Origin of the sequence: Halobellus clavatus (assembly GCF_900107195.1) — an archaeon.
Lineage (GTDB): Archaea > Halobacteriota > Halobacteria > Halobacteriales > Haloferacaceae > Haloquadratum > Haloquadratum clavatum.
Genome location: NZ_FNPB01000008.1, coordinates 1 through 15,085 on the forward strand (window position 1 = coordinate 1; position 15,085 = coordinate 15,085).

Below are 15,085 nucleotides of genomic sequence, written 5' to 3' on the forward strand. Positions count from 1 at the left end.
CATCGATTCGAATCACAGTCTCGTCAAGAGCAACGTGATTCGGGCTTCGACCCTCTGTGGGCTGTAGATCGGCTTTCTGCACCCAATCGTGGATCGCTTTCGGCGAGCGCTCGACACCCCACTCTTCGAGAACCGGGACGGTATTCCGGAGCGACAGCCCCGCTAACTGCAACTGAATACCGAGCTTCATCGCACGCTCGGGTGTCCGCTGACGCTCCACAAAGTCCAAATCAATCCAGTCTGTACATCCGGTGAGGCGGGCGATTTCTGGCATAGATCACCAAGAAATCACTCCGCCTCACTCTTCATCCTTAACTAAACACGACTCCTCGAATCGGGGTACCGTTCAAGACCCCACCGGACGAAGTACCGGTGAGATGTACGATCACGTACTCGTGCCGACCGACGGGAGCGAGGGAACGCGAGAGGCGCTCGATCACGCGCTCGACATCGCGGCCACGCGCGACGCGACGATTCACGCCCTCTCGGTGGTCGACCGACGGCTCTACCTGGCGGCCGGTGAAGACCAGAAGTCCGAGTTGAGGACATCCCTCGAGGAAGACGCACACGACGCGGTCGAACGCGTCGCGACCGCCGCCGACGACGCGGGGGTCGACTCCGAGACGATCGTCCGTGACGGCACCCCGTATCGAGCCATTCTGGACTACGCCGAGGAGTCTGCGGTCGATCTCATCGTGATGGGGACGCACGGGCGCTCAGGCCGCGATAAGCTCCAGAACCTCGGAAGCGTCACCGAACGCGTCGTCGAGAATACCGACATCCCGATCCTGGTCGTTCGGATGAGCGGGGAGTGACGTACGGCCGCGTGCGTCGGCCGGGCTCGTCGCCGTAGGTTTATCTCCGAAGACGGGGCCAGACGCCCTGTGACGTGACTGCTCCCCCGCGTCGTGCTGCGGTTGCTCGGCACACCGGCGCGGGTAGTCGGCGGCGACGCCGACAGCCGGTGCCGACTGTTCGCCACCCCCGACTGCAGACGCTCTCTCGTCTCGCTCAGTCGTGTCTGAAGCACCGCCGTCCAGTGAACACCATCGGCATCCCGCGCTCGTCGCAGGCGGCGATGACGTCCTCGTCGTTGACGGAACCGCCGGGTTGGATGACGGCTTCGACGCCGGATTCGGCCGCTTCCTCGACGCCGTCGGGGAACGGGAAGAACGCGTCGGAGGCCATCACCGTTCCGTCGGGCCCCTTCCCCTCGGCGTGCTCGTCGGCCTTCATCGCGGCCAGTCGGACGGCGTCGACGCGGGAGACCTGCCCCATCCCGACGCCGACGGTTTCGGTCCCGTCCGCGAGGACGATACCGTTGGATTTGACGTGTTTGAGCACCTTCCACGCGAAGCGCATCGTCTCCAGTTGTTCGTCGGTGGGCTCGGTCTCGGTGACGACCTCGAGGTCTTCCGGACCGGGCGCCCAGAGATCGCGTTCCTGGACGAGTCGACCGCCGACCAGCGGCTTCTCGGTGATGCGATCGGTCCGTTCGTCGAGGGGACCCACGTCGAGGACGCGGAGGTCGTCCTTCTCACAGAGCACATCGAGTGCTGCCTCGGTGTACCCCGGCGCGACCACGACCTCCTTGAACGAGTCGACGATCTCCCCGGCAGTCTCGGCGTCGCACTCGCGGTTCAGCGCGACGATGCCCCCGAACGCGCTCATCGGGTCCGTCGAGAGGGCGTCGACGTAGGCGTCCGCGAGCGTCTCTGCGGTCGCACAGCCCGCAGGGTTCGTGTGTTTGATCACCGCCGTCGCGGGCTCGTCGAACTCCTTCACCAGTTCCAGCGCGGCGTCGGCGTCGTTGTAGTTGTTGTACGAGAGCCCCTTCGCGCCCTCGTTCAGCTGCGGCGCATCGACGACGCTCGCCTCCGTCGCGGCCGCATCGGCGTACACGGCGGCGTCCTGGTGCGGATTCTCGCCGTAGCGGAGTGACGCCGTCCGGTCGTTCGAGAGCAGACGACGCTCGGGAAAGTCACCGCCGTCGTCGCCGTCGATCGATACCGACAGGGCACCGTCGGCTTCGGTGACCTCGAGGGCTCCCTCGGCGAACCAGCGGACTGCGCGTGGGTACGCGGTGAACTCGGCGTCGTAGAGTACGCGCGACTTCAGCGACTCCACGTCGTCGTCGGCGTACACCGGAACCGATTCCTGGGTGACGATCGGACCGGCGTCGACCGCCTCGGTCACGACGTGGACGGTGCACCCGGTCACGCTCACGCCAGCGTCGAGTACCTGCTCGTGGGCGTCGTTGCCGGGAAACGACGGGAGGAGCGACGGGTGGACGTTGAGCGTCGTCGGCGTCGCGTCCAGGAACGTCCCGGTGAGGATTCGCATATAGCCGTCCAGACAAACGAGATCGAAATCGTAACTCGACAGCGCGTCGAGAACGCGACGTTCGTGTGACTCGCGGGACTCGTCGTCGTCCCGTTCGACGACTTCTGTGGGGATGCCGCGCTCGGTCGCGGCGTCGAGAATCGGCGCATCCTCGTGGTTTGCGAGGACGACGCCGAGTTCCGCGCCGCCGGGCTGCCGCTCGTCGATGTGTCGGAGGTTCCGTCCGCGATTGCTCGCCAGGCCGGCAATCTTGGTCATACTGGAGGCCCCTCGCGCAGATAGTAAGTCAGTTGTGGTCTCACCGAGCCGTCTATACACAATTGCGGATAGCGAGGGCTAGATACCGGGTCGTACCGCGCAAATCTATGCACGGGAATGGGATACTCATCGACACGCTTTTTTCAGCGCACGGGGACGATGGGCGTATGCAGGATCTCTCCCGTTCCGACCCGCTCGCGGCCGTTTCGCCGCTCGATGGACGGTACGCGGGTCGAACCGAATCCCTCGTCCCGTACGCCAGCGAGGCGGCCCTGATGCGGGCCCGACTCCGGGTCGAAGTCGAGTATCTCCTCGCGCTGTCCGATCTCGATGCGACGTCGCTGTCGCTCTCGGACGACGCGCGCCGAGCCCTCCGCTCGGTCGTCGAGCACTTTGACGGCGACGACGCACGACTCATCAAACGCCTGGAGACGGAGGGCGCTGCGGGTTACAGCGCGACCAACCACGACGTGAAGGCCGTCGAGTACTTCCTCCGCACCGAGACCGACGATCACGTCCATCCGTGGATCCACTTCGGACTCACCTCCGAGGACGTGAACAACCTCGCACACCGCCTGCTCGTCAAGCCCGCCGTCGAGGACGTGCTCGTCCCGGCGATCACGGCCGTCCGCGACGAACTCGAAGCGCTCGCACACGAGCACGGCGACACACCGATGCTCGCACGAACCCACGGACAGCCCGCGACCCCGACGACGTTCGGGAAGGAGATGGCGGTCTACGCCGCCCGATTGGGCACCGCGACGGGTCGCGTCGTCGACGCGGCGACCAGTCTCTCGGGCAAACTCGCGGGGGCCTCGGGCACCTACGCGGCGCACGTCGCCGCCTACCCCGACGTCGACTGGCGGGGTTTCTCGCGGTCGTTCGTCACCGACCTCGGACTCGATCACACCGGACTCACGACGCAGGTCAACCCCTGCGACGACCTCGCGGCGCTGTTCGACGCGCTTCGGGGCGTCAACAACGTCCTCCTCGATCTCGACCGCGACATCTGGCTCTACGTGTCGGATCGCTACCTCGGACAGGAGGCCGCGGCCGGCGAGACCGGGTCGTCGACGATGCCGCACAAGGTGAACCCGATCGACTTCGAGAACAGCGAAGGGAACCTCTCGAAGGCAAACTCCGACCTCACATTCCTCGCGGACTACATCACGACCTCGCGGCTCCAGCGCGACCTCTCGGACTCGACGGTGAAGCGAAACATCGGCGCGGCGTTCGCGCACTGTCTCATCGGTTACGGCAAGACCGAGACGGGCCTGGACAAGGTCGTTCCCAACGAGTCCGTGATGCGTGAGGAACTCGACGCCCACCCCGAGTTGATCGGCGAGGCGGTTCAGACGATCCTCCGTCGCGAGGGAGATACCGAGGCGTACGAACGCGTCAAGGAACTCACCCGCGGCCGCGACGTGACGCTCGCGGACTTCCGTGACCTCTTCGACGAGCTGGACGTCGACGAGTCCGTCCGCGCGGAACTCCGAGCACTCGCGCCCGCCGACTACCTCGGCGTCGCGGCCGAACTCGCCGAGGACCACTGAGACGGATTCTTAACTCACCATAGAATAAATCTTTTAGCACTCCCGACGAGACGGTAGTGTATGAAAGCCATCGCTGTCGAGCGCGGGGGTGACGGCCCGGCCGTCGTGGACGTCGAGCGGCCGACACCGGGGCCCGAGGAGGCGCTCGTCCGCACGCTCCGCGTCGGCGTCGACGGGACCGACGGGGAGGTCATCGCCGGACACCACGGAGGATTCCCTCCGGACTCGGACCGCCTGATTCTCGGACACGAGGCGGTCGGTGTCGTCGAACAGGCCGGCGACACCCACTTTTCGCCCGGCGACGTCGTCGCCCCCACGGTCCGTCGGCCGCCCGGGGAGTCAAACGAGTACTTCGAGCGCGGCGAGCCGGATATGGCCCCCTCCGGTGCGTACTACGAACGCGGCATCGAGGGGGCAGACGGCTATATGGCCGAATACTTCACCAGCCCCGGGGAGTATCTCGTCTCGGTGCCGCCCTCGCTCGCCGGCCTGGGATTCCTCGTCGAACCGCTCTCGATCGCTGATAAGGCGCTCGAACTCGCGTACGCCTCCCGTTCGTCGTTCGAGTGGGACCCCGAGTCCGCCGTCGTTCTCGGCAACGGCAGCCTCGGCCTGCTCACCCTCGCGTACCTGCGAGAGCGGCACGAGTACGATCGACTCTACTGTCTCGGACGCCGGGACCGCCCGGACCCGACGATCGACATCATCGAAGAACTCGGCGCGACCTACATCGATTCGCGCGAGACCCCCGTCGCCGAGATACCGGCAGCGTACGAGTCGATGGATCTCGTCTTCGAGGCGACGGGCTCCGCCAAACACGCGCTCGACACCGTCGCGGCGCTCGCACCCAACGGCGTCGGCGCGCTGTTGGGCGTCCCAGAGCCGTGGGAGTTCGAGGTCGACGGCGGGAGCCTCCACCGGGACCTGGTCCTGCACAACAAGGCGCTCGTCGGCAGCGTGAACTCGAACGTCCGGCATTTCGAGGCCGCGGCGGACGCCCTGGGCGCGTTCCCCGAGTGGCTCTTCGACGAACTGGTCACCGGCGTGTACGACGTTTCCCAGTTCGAGGCCGCCTTCGACGACGACGACACCACTATAAAAACAGCCGTGCAATTCAGTGCATATGAAGAACGTTGACGACCTCATCGCCAGCGCGGCGGAGCTCGCAGAACGGGGGCTCTCGAAGGGCGAAATCGCCGACGAGCTGAACGTCTCCCGGGAGACGGCCAGCTGGCTGGTCGAACGCAGCGGCTCGATGGGCTACGACGATCCAGAACCGACCGCGACGCCGGACGCCGAGGACGGCGGTCCGCACGACATCCACGTCGACTGGAGTGCGGTCGGGCGGGACTCCGCCCGACTCACCCAGGTGGCCCGGGCGATGGCCGATCTCCTGTCGAAAGAGGGTGAGGCGGTCGATCTCACGATCGGCGTCGAGAAAGCAGGCGCGCCGCTGGCGACGGTCGTCGCGAACGAACTGGACACTGATCTGGGCTCGTACGCCCCGGCGAAACACCAGTGGGACGACGGCGACATTGAGGAACTCGGCGGCTCGTTCTCGCGGAACTTCGCGCAGATCCGCGACCGGGAGTGTTACGTCGTCGACGACATCGTCACCTCCGGGACGACGATGCGCGAGACGATCGAGTCCATCCGCGAGGAGGGCGGCGACCCCGTTGCCTGCGTCGTGATCGTCGACAAGCAGGGAATCGACGCCATCGAGGGCGTCCCGGTGTACTCGCTGATCGACGTCGTCCGCGTCGGCGAGGAGTAACGACCGTTCGTTTGGGTCGGGCGTCCACTCTCCGTTCCAGCACCGATTTCGCTCGCCGCGCCGACGCAACCCCTTTGTTCGCCCGTCGCATACGAAGGCGTATGACGTTTCAGCCCGAATCCGATCTGAGCGACGACGAGGTCCGCGAACGGGTCGACGACGCCATCGAGTCCAACGACGTGGTGCTGTTCATGAAGGGGAACCGCCTGATGCCGCAGTGCGGCTACTCTCAGCGCGCGGTCGAACTCATCTCGCAGTACGTCGAGGAGTTCGAGACCATCGACGTCCTCCCCGCGCTGGATCAGTACCGAAACGCGCTCGAGGCCCACAGCGGCTGGGAGACGATTCCGCAGACGTACGTCGAAGGGGAGTTCGTCGGCGGGAGCGACATCCTCGCCGAACTCGACGAACGCGACGAACTCGAAGAGACGCTCGGCGCGTAACCCGTTCTCGTTGGTTGTGAACAACTGGCACACGTATGCCAGTCGCTGTCACCCGAGAAATGCAGAGACCCTATAAGCCCCCGGCCCGTACCACCACACAGGTACCGACGTCGCGTCGTTCCGTCTCGTACGGCTACCATCCAACCCCAGATTAACTATGTCAGGCCGCGTATACCGACTTCACTCGACACTGGAACTGCCCCTCGAAGATGTCGAAGAGTACCTGAACGGTGACCCGGACCTGCCCCCCGAGGTCAACGACGTCGAGGTGACCCGTCGAAACAACACGCTCATTCTCAAGGCCGTCGCCGCGGAGGACAACCTCAGCAAGTACACGCCGACCGCTCAGTTGAAGGCCAGCATCACGGAGAATCGCGTCTACGAGGAAGAACCACCGCGGGCGGGCGCGCCGCGCTGGGAGGAAGAAGAAGAAGAGATCCCGTCCGAACTGGTCGAGTTCGCCTGTTTCAAAGGCGACCGCGAGACCGTGCTTCAGAACACGGCGCTGCAGTATCCGATGTTCCTCGTCCTGCGCGAGATCGCGCTGCTCGCAGAGAAGGGGACGCTCACCGCGATCACCGAAGTCGACGACGAACTCCACGCCCACCGGATCGTCGAGGGCGAGGAGCGCCCGGCGAGCATCGAAGTCGTCGAGAACCCCTCGAAGAGCGAAAACGGCTCGAACGGCGTCAACTGGCGCGACAACAAGTTCATCTCGGACTGATTCCGTCGGCGACGGTCGGAGCGCGACTCCCTCGCTGCGTGACACGCATCGAGAGGCCGCTGTGCGCGCCTCGCCGGTCTTTCAGCGCCGATCCTGCTTGTACGGGGCCTTCGCGACGGTCGCACTGATCTCCTTCTCGACGTGGCGCTCGACGCTGTCGTTACCGGAGCCGTCGGCCTCGCCCCAGGTGAGCGTGACCTCGGTCCCGGGCTCGGCGTATTCGGTGTCGACGAGCGCGAGCGACAGCATCTCTCGGTGGTTGTAGATGTAACTCATCCACTTCGAGACGCCGACGTGTTCGCCGTCTTTCGTGACCTCGTCGTAGTGACACGCCGACGAGCGGGGCGCCGGCATATTCATGAATTTGTGCGACGCACCCTCGCGGAATAGCGACGCGAACACGTCCACGACGTCCTCGTCGTCCCACACGAGCGTGACCTTCTTGCGCTCGGGGTCGTCCATCTCGGCCTGCAGGGCCGCCTTGCCGACGAAGTCGTGATCGAAGTCGATAATGTGGTCGTAGCCGACCTCGATCGGCGTGACGTAGTAGTCTTCGACGTCGTCGGAGTCGTAGCTCCCACCGATGGAGATGAGTCCCCGGCGGACCGAGAGCCACTCTCGGAAGTCCTGCATCTCCCCGCCGCTGTAGATCGCGGGGAGCGGGAGCGGCAGCCACCCGAGCACGACGTTGGCGCTCTGGTAACTCTTCCCGCCGAGGCGGCGGATGTCGTGGTCCTCGCCGGCGTCGAGGATCGCTCCTTTCACCGTGTCGGCGTCGTCGTAATCGCCCCAGAACTCGAAGCCGGCCTCGCCCGCCATCCCGTGACGCAGCAGGTAGGCGTCGACGCCGTCGATCGAGATCTCTCCGAACCGGAAGAAGCCCAGGTCGGGGAGGTCGCCGTCGACCGCCTCGGCCATCACGTCGACAGCGTCGGGGCCCTGGACCTGATACCGGAAGTTGTTCGGATCGTCACCGGTCGCGGCCGGACGAGGCTGCATCTCGACGTCGATGTCGTACGCTCCGGTCGCCGCCTGGTAGTCCAGCCAGTTGTGTGCGGCTGCTGCACCGACGCTGAGGAACTGGTCCTCGGCCTCCCGGAAGAGAATGGCGTCGCCGATGAGGTAGCCGTCCGGATTGGCGACGACGAGCTGTTTGGCTTGCCCGACGTCGAACTGGCTGAAGTCGTTGACCGCGTAGTCACTGTAGAGATCGATGGCCTCCCGGCCGGTGATCCGGAGGTCGGTCATATGGTACGACTGATCCGCGAGCGCGACGCCCTCCTGCCACGCGCGCTGTTCTTCGATCCAATTTGTGTACTCGTCAGGGACGTTGGTGAAGTTCCCGAGTCCGAGGTCGCGCAGCAGGTCGACCTCGCTCTCCGCAGACTCCAGTACGTCGGCCAAGGTACGGTCTGACATATCGCAATCACACAATCGGGAAGACCAGCATAATACTTTATGAAAGAGGTGCGAGCGCGACGGGGGTGACTTACTTTGCTGTGCCTTGTCGTGGCTGCTGTTATTTTGCCGTGCTTTGCCTTACCGCCCTTTCGACGCTGACTCAATCCCAACCGGACCGTCGACCGCTGGACCGTCCCGCCCCCGGCAGTATACTTATTTCGCCGCCGGTGGTGGGTGACACACGAAGATGATTCGCACGCCGACTGAGGTGGACTCCCGATGAGCGACACACAGACCGAGGTCCGGGCGTACACACTCCGACTGGAACTGATCGACGAACCCGGCGAACTCCTCCGCTCACTCCGGCCGATCGCGGACAACGGCGGGAACCTCCTCTCGATCTTTCACGAGCGTGGGAACGTCACGCCGCGCGGCCACATTCCCGTCGAAGTCGACGTCGAGGCGACGCCGGAACGCTTCGAGCGGATCATCGACGACCTGCGCGACGCCGGTATCAACGTCATCCAGGCGGGCACCGAGCGCTACAGCGAGGGGCTCACGGTCATTCTCTCGGGCCACGTCATCGACACCGACCTCTCGAACACGCTGTCACGGATTCAAGAGTCCGCGAACGCGAGCGTCACGGATCTCTCGCTGGCCGCGCCAGACGGGACGAGCGATGTCTCCAGCGCCCGAATCCGCATCGCGGCCGAGCGGGGTGCGACCGACGACGTCTTGGGGAAACTCCGATCGATCGCTTCGGAGAAGGATCTCCGACTCGTCGAACCGCTCAAACCGGCCTAACAACGGACTTCCGCGGACTGCGCCGCCCGATCAGTTCGGGAGGCCCAGTTCCGAGGGGACGGCCACGTCGTCCTCGACCGCCTCGATCCGTTCGAGGTTCGCCCCGTCGATCCGGGTCGACTCGACGAGCGCCCTGAGCTTGCCGAGGGGGATCTGCCCGGGCGCGTACTCGCTGTCGTCGTCGAGGAGCGGGGCGTAGCCGAGCTTCGAGCCGTAAATGTGCCCGATGACGCGCGTGTGGCTGCCGGTCTCACCCATCGCGATACCCGCAGCGCTGATCCCGTCTTCGGTCGCCTCGCGGAGAGCCGTCAGGAGCGTCAGCGTGTCCGAGAGGTCCTCTGGGTAGACTGCGACCTTGGCGATCTCGCCGTAACTCGCACACTGGTCGATGATCGCTGTGAGAACGTCCTGCTCGGGGGTCGACTCGAAATCGTGATGTGAGATGATCAGCCGGACATCGTTCTCCCGGAACTCGTCTAAGATCCACTCCTTCGCCCGCGCGGTTTCCAGTTCGATGTCGACGTACGCGACGTCCTCGAACCGTGACGCTGCGAAGAGCGTGTCGAGCCGTCCCTGATCTCGGGCCTTGCCGCCGAACCACTGATTCCGGTTCGTCGCGATGATCGGAAGTTCGCCGTCGTACGCTTCGAGTTGTTCGATCGGGTCCTCGGCCTTGTCCATCCGGAATTCGACGATGTCCGCCTTCCCCCGGACGTCCGCCTCGCGTGTGAGATCGTTTGTGGTGGCCGCGAGAGCGAAGTCCTCGATTTTCATTGTCACTCGGTAGCATCCGTTTGTTTATAAATTTGCTCATCGGTGTCGCCCTGGGCTCAGGGACGCTCGATCTCGACCGGCCCATTTGAGTATTATAATAATTCATATATTTTAGACTATCTTCCGGATAAGTATAAAAGAATTTAAGACCCAATCGGTCTAAAATTACTTTGAAAAACGACTTCTACGTATTCAATACTAAATATATTTAGAATATTATATACACTCAGAAAAAGAATATCGGCGAAATTGGGACGACTGGTTCACTCGTAAGTAAGGTCCCACTCCCTGTTGAGCAGCCAGTCGTCGAGTTTCTCCAGGGGGTCTTCGACCACGTGACTCCCGTGGCTCACCAACACCGTCTCGATGTCGTGTTCGAACAGTTTCCCCAGATTCCGCTCGGCCGCGGCGTGGCTGTAATCGTTGAACTGTGCAGCGGGCGGCACGAGGTGGCCCGCGGGTAACCCACGTCGATCCGATCCCTCCAGTGAGTCGCAGGCAATGAGGGTCGACTCCCCTTCGAGCAGAAAACTACTGTTTGCGACCGTGTGCCCGGGTATTCGAACGACGCGGATACCACCCGGCAGTACGTCGCCGTCGCCGAAGTGATCGTCCGCGTTGTAGTCCAGCGCGTCGTAGAACCCGCGCGACCCGCCGGGAACGAGCAGTTCCGGATCGAACGCTTCCATCAGCGCGGGGACGCCCCCGAAGTGTCCCTCGTCGCCGTGAGAGACGATGAGACGGTCGACCCCGCCGTACTCCGATTTGAGCGTCGCCGCCAGGTCTTCGCCGTCGTCGGGGAACCCGGCGTCGATGACGGTGACCGTACCGGTGGGCCGGTCTTCGAGTACGAAGACACGCACGTGTTCCAACTGGACGGTGTCCACACTCTCGATGGGACTGTTGATCGACATCGTCACCTTAGGATCGCCGCTGATAATACATAAATGAGTATGTCGGCTCTCGATTCTCGGGAGTCGCCGCCGACCGACGGGCGGGCCAGCCCGCTCCCGGGCCGCTCGATCTCGTGGCCCGGATCGAACTGCTCCTCGGTCACCCGTGCGCTGTGATTTCAACGATAGTGGAACGCTACTGCCCGACTGTACGGGATACATAACGATTGTACGGCTGTTATCTGCCTGTACGACCGCCCGCTCGTGGGAATGTTTTCCAACGATGTTGAAAATCTTCACAGGCGGGGTGAATCCTCCTTCACAGGGAGTGCGCGGGGTCGCCCCCGGCGGTCCTGCCCTGTGAGGGTCAAGAGCAACAGAATTATGTACGAGAACGAGAGAACGCGAGGCACGATGACTGTCAGTACCGTCGTCGACGGAATCGACCAGATTCAGTTCGAGCACGTCCGGGTGTTCGTCCTCGAAGATATGCCGCGCGAGGGGGCGGTCACGCTCGTCGATACGGCGTTCGACGAAAACGGTGCGGAACTCGTCGACATTCTCGAATCAGAATACGGGCGTGTGGATCGCGTCATCCTGACGCACGGGGATCACGGACATCACGGCGGCCTCTCCCACGTGGTCGACGCCTTCGACCCCGAACTGGCGATGCCGGCCGACGAGTCGAAACTCTACGAGCACCTCGAGGAAGCGGGCATCGACGTTGAACCAGACGTGGCCTACGAGGACGGCGACGTCCTCGCGGGGAACATCCGGGTCATCCAGGTCTCCGGCCACACCGAAGCCACCTCCGCCCTCCTGCTGGCGGATCGAGACATCCTCATCTCCGGTGACGTGCTGGACGGCTCCGACCGCGGTGGACTGCCCGCCGGCTACCTGCTTCCGCCACCGGCGCTGTTCAATGCGGACCACGAAGCTGCCGAACTCAACCTCTACAACCTGCTTGGTCACGACTTCGACACTCTCCTGGTCTTCCACGGCTCTCACGTCTTCGAGGATCCGAAGGAGAAACTCGACGCCTTCCTCGTCGAGCGCGAGTGGAACGAGTGGGACCCGCGGACCGACTGAGCGTCACAGGCTGTCGCGTCTCGTTCTCTCTGCTCTGATTCACTCGACCGGACGCACACGCGTTGTCTGAGGCAGCCCTCAGCCGCGAAGTACGGAGACGTCGAACACGGGCTTGCAGGTCTCGCCGTCGAGGAAGGACTCGAATGCGGACTCGGCGTCGAGCAGACTGAACCGATCGTCGAGGAACGTCGCGTGGTCGACGTCGCCGGAGGCCATCAGTTTGAACGCGCGGTCGAAGTCCTGATACAGCGCGCTGTAGGAGCACTGGAGGTCGATCTCGGCGCGGACCAGCGGAGTAGTCGAAACGGTCGTGTCACCGGCCTGCCCGACGAGGACGATCTGGCCTCCCTTGCGGACCTCGTCGACGGCCATCGGGAGCCCCGAGGGGTGACCGGTCGTGTCGAACACCACGTCGTACCCGACGTCGCCGGTGAAGGTCTCGCGAGACGCTTCGAGCGCAGCGGTTTCGACGTTGATCGTCTCGAACCCGAGGTCCTCGGCGAGCGGGAGTCGATACCGGGTGTCGGCGTCGATTCCGGCGACAGCGACCTTCGCCCCCTGGGCACGTGCGACCTGTGCGGTGAGCAGGCCGATCGGTCCCGGACCGGCGACGAGGACCCGATCGCCCGCGCCGACGCGAGAGTTTTCGATGACTGCCCGGGTACAGACCGCAGTGGGTTCGGCCAGTGCGGCGTGCCGTGGATCGACGCCGTTCGGAACGGACTGGACAGCGTCTGCAGGCGCGACCGTGTACCCCGCGTACGCACCGTCGCGGTCGATGCCGATTAGCTCGATGTTCTGACACAGGTTTTCCAGTCCGGACTGACACTGGTAGCACTCGCCACAGCCGCGGACGGGACGCTCGACGACCTGATCACCGGGCGCGAACTGAGTGACCTCGGCGCCGACTTCCACGACGCGACCCGTGTACTCGTGGCCGATGATCGTGGGTAGGTCCATCCGTTCGAACGCCGATTTGAACTCGTAGATGCCGGCGTCGCTCCCGCAGAGGCCAGCGTAGTCGACTTCGATCAGGACTTCGTCCGATGCAGGGGCTGGGCGCTCCCTGTCGACGAGTTCTACGTGTCCGGACTCGCGCCCGGTCTTCGCTAGTCCGCGCATACGAGTAGGACTCGATTCACATATTATAATCTTTCGTACTCGGTGGGATCGATCGATGCGATAGCCGCAATTGCCGGCGGCGTCTCCGTCGATATTCAAAGCGTTTATGATCGTTGATGGTTTTTCACCCGCTATGGCATCGGACTGGTACGATACGGCCACCGTCGCACTCGGCGTCTTCCTGCTCAACGCGATGCTGGTCATCGGCGTTATCCAGGTACTGAACCGATACGTGGACTTCTCGATCGAACTGTACTGGACGTACGAGGTCGCCAGGACGATGCTCGCGTTGATGACGATTCTCGCGATTCCGTATCTGTTCAAGCGGGACGCAGACATCTCGTTCCTGCCGGTCCTCCGACGGGTCACGTCGCAGACCGACCGGTTCCTGCTGATCAGGAACGTCCTGATGAGCGGGCTCTCGATCGTGCTCGTCTGGTCGGCCTCCCTCGCCTACGTGACGTCCGGCGACACCACGCTCCCGACGGTCAGTTGGTTCAAAATCGCGTGGGGCTACCTGTTCTTCGGTGTCGCCGCCGCGGTGCTGTTCGTCGTCGTCCTCAGTGACACGAAGCGTCGTCTCGAAGCGGTTCTCGGAGGGTCCGATGTCTGAGCTCTTGCTCGCGGCGTTCATCGGCATTCTCTTTCTTCTCTACGGGATCGGCGTCCCCGCGGCCTACTCGCTGGCGCTGACGGTGATCTCGATTATGCTCCTGCCGATCGGTCCGGATCTGAACTTCATCGTCATCACCCAGCGGTTCTGGTCGGGGATGAACTCCTGGGTGCTGTTGGCCGTCCCGTTCTTCCTTATGGCGGGCCGGATTATGAACATCACCGGGATTACCGACGATATGTTCAATTTCGCCACCGAACTCGTGGGCCCGGTCCGCGGCGGACTCGCGCAGGTGAACGTCGTCGTGAGCCTGATCTTCTCAGGAATGAGTGGCTCGGCCGTCGCTGACGCCGCCGGCATCGGGAGCGTCGAGTACGAGGCGATGACCACAAACGGGTACGAGGGCGAAGACGCCGTCGGCATCACGGGGGCGTCCTCGATCATCGGCCCGATCATCCCACCCAGCATTCCGATCGTCGTCTACGCCGTGTTGGCCCAGGAATCCATCGGGACGCTGTTCATCGCCGGCGTCGTCCCCGGGGTACTGATGGCGCTGGCGATGGCCGGGACAGTCTATTATCTGGCTCGGACGCAGGACTGGCCGAGTGCGGGCTCGTATGACCTCTCCAGTCTGTTCGAGTCCTTCCTCAAGGCGGTACCAGGGCTGATGGCTCCGCTCATCATTATCGGGGGGATTCTCTTCGGCGTGTTCACGGCCACCGAAGCAGCGCTCGTCGCGGTCGTGTACGCGATCCTGCTCGGGTTCTTCTACTACCGCTCGATCACGCTGCAGGATCTCTACGAAGTGAGCAAGGAGACCTTCGAGGACACCGCCAGCATCGTCGTGATCTTCGGCTTCGCGAACCTCTATGCGTACTGGCTGACGCTCGCCGGCATCCCGGATCTCATCGGGAACATCGTCACCGGCCTCGGGGCGAGTACCGCGGTCACGATGCTGCTCCTCGCTCTCGTGCTGCTCGTGCTGGGGACGTTTATGGAAGGGATGGCAGTGCTCTTGATTATGGTCCCGATGCTGGTCCCGCTGTACCCCGAACTGGGGATCGATCCGATTCACTTCGGCATCGTGATGGTCGTGACGTTGATGTACGGGCTCATCACGCCGCCGTTCGGACTCATCCTCTTCGTGCTCGAACGGGTGACGAACGAGTCACTCGACGAGGTGATGCGATCGATGCTGCCCTACTACCTCCCGCTGCTCGTCGTCCTCCTCCTCGTCATCCTCTATCCGGAGCTCTCGCTCGCACTCCCCGAAGCGTTCGGCCTGCTCTGAGCG

At 63.7% G+C, this 15,085-nt stretch carries 15 protein-coding genes and 1 pseudogene; 10 read left to right on the top strand and 6 right to left on the bottom strand.

What is annotated here, in order from left to right; genetic code table 11:
- Window positions 1-274: pseudogene (locus BLU74_RS11785) on the bottom strand (IS6 family transposase); the annotation flags it as partial.
- 103 nt (window positions 275-377) lie between these two features.
- On the opposite strand from BLU74_RS11785, the gene BLU74_RS11790 reads away from it, so the two are divergent.
- A complete protein-coding gene (locus BLU74_RS11790; protein WP_089767484.1) occupies window positions 378-815 on the top strand; it encodes a universal stress protein in 438 nt (145 codons plus the stop codon).
- Window positions 816-1,011: 196 nt separating this feature from the next.
- Here the strand turns inward: BLU74_RS11790 and purH are convergent, their stop codons facing one another.
- Window positions 1,012-2,601 carry a bifunctional phosphoribosylaminoimidazolecarboxamide formyltransferase/IMP cyclohydrolase gene (gene purH, locus BLU74_RS11795; protein ID WP_089767485.1) on the bottom strand — a complete coding sequence of 530 codons (1,590 nt, stop codon included), beginning with the start codon at window positions 2,599-2,601 and terminating at the stop codon, window positions 1,012-1,014.
- A 167-nt stretch (window positions 2,602-2,768) separates the two neighbouring features.
- Here purH and purB point away from each other — a divergent pair, with 167 nt between their 5' ends.
- The 5 genes from purB (at window position 2,769) to BLU74_RS11820 (ending at window position 7,095) form a co-directional block, all read left to right on the top strand.
- Window positions 2,769-4,154, top strand: a complete 1,386-nt coding sequence (gene purB / locus BLU74_RS11800) for an adenylosuccinate lyase (protein WP_089767486.1) — start codon at window positions 2,769-2,771, stop codon at window positions 4,152-4,154.
- A 60-nt stretch (window positions 4,155-4,214) separates the two neighbouring features.
- Window positions 4,215-5,291, top strand: a complete 1,077-nt coding sequence (locus BLU74_RS11805; protein WP_089767487.1) for a glucose 1-dehydrogenase — start codon at window positions 4,215-4,217, stop codon at window positions 5,289-5,291.
- Window positions 5,278-5,928, top strand: coding sequence for a transcriptional regulator GfcR (gene gfcR, locus BLU74_RS11810; protein WP_089767488.1), 651 nt, complete (start codon window positions 5,278-5,280; stop codon window positions 5,926-5,928). Before BLU74_RS11805 ends, gfcR begins: the two co-directional genes overlap by 14 nt.
- A gap of 101 nt (window positions 5,929-6,029) precedes the next feature.
- Complete coding sequence (locus BLU74_RS11815) at window positions 6,030-6,371, top strand: glutaredoxin family protein (protein WP_089767489.1); 342 nt, start codon at window positions 6,030-6,032, stop codon at window positions 6,369-6,371.
- Window positions 6,372-6,528: 157 nt separating this feature from the next.
- On the top strand, window positions 6,529-7,095 hold the full coding sequence (locus tag BLU74_RS11820; protein WP_089767490.1) for a DUF7110 family protein: 567 nt from the start codon (window positions 6,529-6,531) through the stop codon (window positions 7,093-7,095).
- Between the two features lie 81 nt (window positions 7,096-7,176).
- On the opposite strand, the gene BLU74_RS11825 is transcribed toward BLU74_RS11820, so the two are convergent.
- Window positions 7,177-8,514, bottom strand: a complete 1,338-nt coding sequence (locus BLU74_RS11825) for a hypothetical protein (protein ID WP_217635369.1) — start codon at window positions 8,512-8,514, stop codon at window positions 7,177-7,179.
- Window positions 8,515-8,775: 261 nt separating this feature from the next.
- Here BLU74_RS11825 and BLU74_RS11830 point away from each other — a divergent pair, with 261 nt between their 5' ends.
- Window positions 8,776-9,300: an amino acid-binding protein gene (locus BLU74_RS11830; RefSeq protein ID WP_089767491.1), complete on the top strand. Its 525-nt coding sequence runs from the start codon at window positions 8,776-8,778 to the stop codon at window positions 9,298-9,300.
- Window positions 9,301-9,330: 30 nt separating this feature from the next.
- Here the strand turns inward: BLU74_RS11830 and BLU74_RS11835 are convergent, their stop codons facing one another.
- Both BLU74_RS11835 and BLU74_RS11840 read right to left on the bottom strand, forming a co-directional pair.
- A complete protein-coding gene (locus BLU74_RS11835; RefSeq protein WP_394327873.1) occupies window positions 9,331-9,981 on the bottom strand; it encodes a type I 3-dehydroquinate dehydratase in 651 nt (216 codons plus the stop codon).
- A gap of 356 nt (window positions 9,982-10,337) precedes the next feature.
- Window positions 10,338-10,988, bottom strand: coding sequence for an MBL fold metallo-hydrolase (locus BLU74_RS11840; RefSeq protein WP_089767493.1), 651 nt, complete (start codon window positions 10,986-10,988; stop codon window positions 10,338-10,340).
- Between the two features lie 393 nt (window positions 10,989-11,381).
- Between BLU74_RS11840 and BLU74_RS11845 the strand changes: the two genes are divergently transcribed.
- On the top strand, window positions 11,382-12,056 hold the full coding sequence (locus tag BLU74_RS11845; RefSeq protein ID WP_089767811.1) for an MBL fold metallo-hydrolase: 675 nt from the start codon (window positions 11,382-11,384) through the stop codon (window positions 12,054-12,056).
- A 78-nt stretch (window positions 12,057-12,134) separates the two neighbouring features.
- Here the strand turns inward: BLU74_RS11845 and BLU74_RS11850 are convergent, their stop codons facing one another.
- A complete protein-coding gene (locus BLU74_RS11850) occupies window positions 12,135-13,178 on the bottom strand; it encodes a zinc-dependent alcohol dehydrogenase (protein ID WP_089767494.1) in 1,044 nt (347 codons plus the stop codon).
- Window positions 13,179-13,311: 133 nt separating this feature from the next.
- On the opposite strand from BLU74_RS11850, the gene BLU74_RS11855 reads away from it, so the two are divergent.
- Window positions 13,312-13,791 (top strand): TRAP transporter small permease, encoded by a 480-nt coding sequence (locus tag BLU74_RS11855; RefSeq protein ID WP_089767495.1) that lies wholly within the window; start codon window positions 13,312-13,314, stop codon window positions 13,789-13,791.
- The gene (locus tag BLU74_RS11860) at window positions 13,784-15,082 is read left to right on the top strand and encodes a TRAP transporter large permease (RefSeq protein WP_089767496.1); all 1,299 of its coding nucleotides are present in this window, start codon (window positions 13,784-13,786) and stop codon (window positions 15,080-15,082) included. Before BLU74_RS11855 ends, BLU74_RS11860 begins: the two co-directional genes overlap by 8 nt.
- Window positions 15,083-15,085: the final 3 nt, after the last annotated feature.

Coding starts and splice junctions, on each gene's coding strand:
- BLU74_RS11790 (WP_089767484.1), top strand. CDS start 378: ATGTACGATCACGTACTCGTGCCGACCGACGGGAGCGAGGGAACGCGA.
- purH (WP_089767485.1), bottom strand. CDS start 2,601: ATGACCAAGATTGCCGGCCTGGCGAGCAATCGCGGACGGAACCTCCGA.
- purB (WP_089767486.1), top strand. CDS start 2,769: ATGCAGGATCTCTCCCGTTCCGACCCGCTCGCGGCCGTTTCGCCGCTC.
- BLU74_RS11805 (WP_089767487.1), top strand. CDS start 4,215: ATGAAAGCCATCGCTGTCGAGCGCGGGGGTGACGGCCCGGCCGTCGTG.
- gfcR (WP_089767488.1), top strand. CDS start 5,278: ATGAAGAACGTTGACGACCTCATCGCCAGCGCGGCGGAGCTCGCAGAA.
- BLU74_RS11815 (WP_089767489.1), top strand. CDS start 6,030: ATGACGTTTCAGCCCGAATCCGATCTGAGCGACGACGAGGTCCGCGAA.
- BLU74_RS11820 (WP_089767490.1), top strand. CDS start 6,529: ATGTCAGGCCGCGTATACCGACTTCACTCGACACTGGAACTGCCCCTC.
- BLU74_RS11825 (WP_217635369.1), bottom strand. CDS start 8,514: ATGTCAGACCGTACCTTGGCCGACGTACTGGAGTCTGCGGAGAGCGAG.
- BLU74_RS11830 (WP_089767491.1), top strand. CDS start 8,776: ATGAGCGACACACAGACCGAGGTCCGGGCGTACACACTCCGACTGGAA.
- BLU74_RS11835 (WP_394327873.1), bottom strand. CDS start 9,981: ATGGACAAGGCCGAGGACCCGATCGAACAACTCGAAGCGTACGACGGC.
- BLU74_RS11840 (WP_089767493.1), bottom strand. CDS start 10,988: ATGTCGATCAACAGTCCCATCGAGAGTGTGGACACCGTCCAGTTGGAA.
- BLU74_RS11845 (WP_089767811.1), top strand. CDS start 11,382: ATGACTGTCAGTACCGTCGTCGACGGAATCGACCAGATTCAGTTCGAG.
- BLU74_RS11850 (WP_089767494.1), bottom strand. CDS start 13,178: ATGCGCGGACTAGCGAAGACCGGGCGCGAGTCCGGACACGTAGAACTC.
- BLU74_RS11855 (WP_089767495.1), top strand. CDS start 13,312: ATGGCATCGGACTGGTACGATACGGCCACCGTCGCACTCGGCGTCTTC.
- BLU74_RS11860 (WP_089767496.1), top strand. CDS start 13,784: ATGTCTGAGCTCTTGCTCGCGGCGTTCATCGGCATTCTCTTTCTTCTC.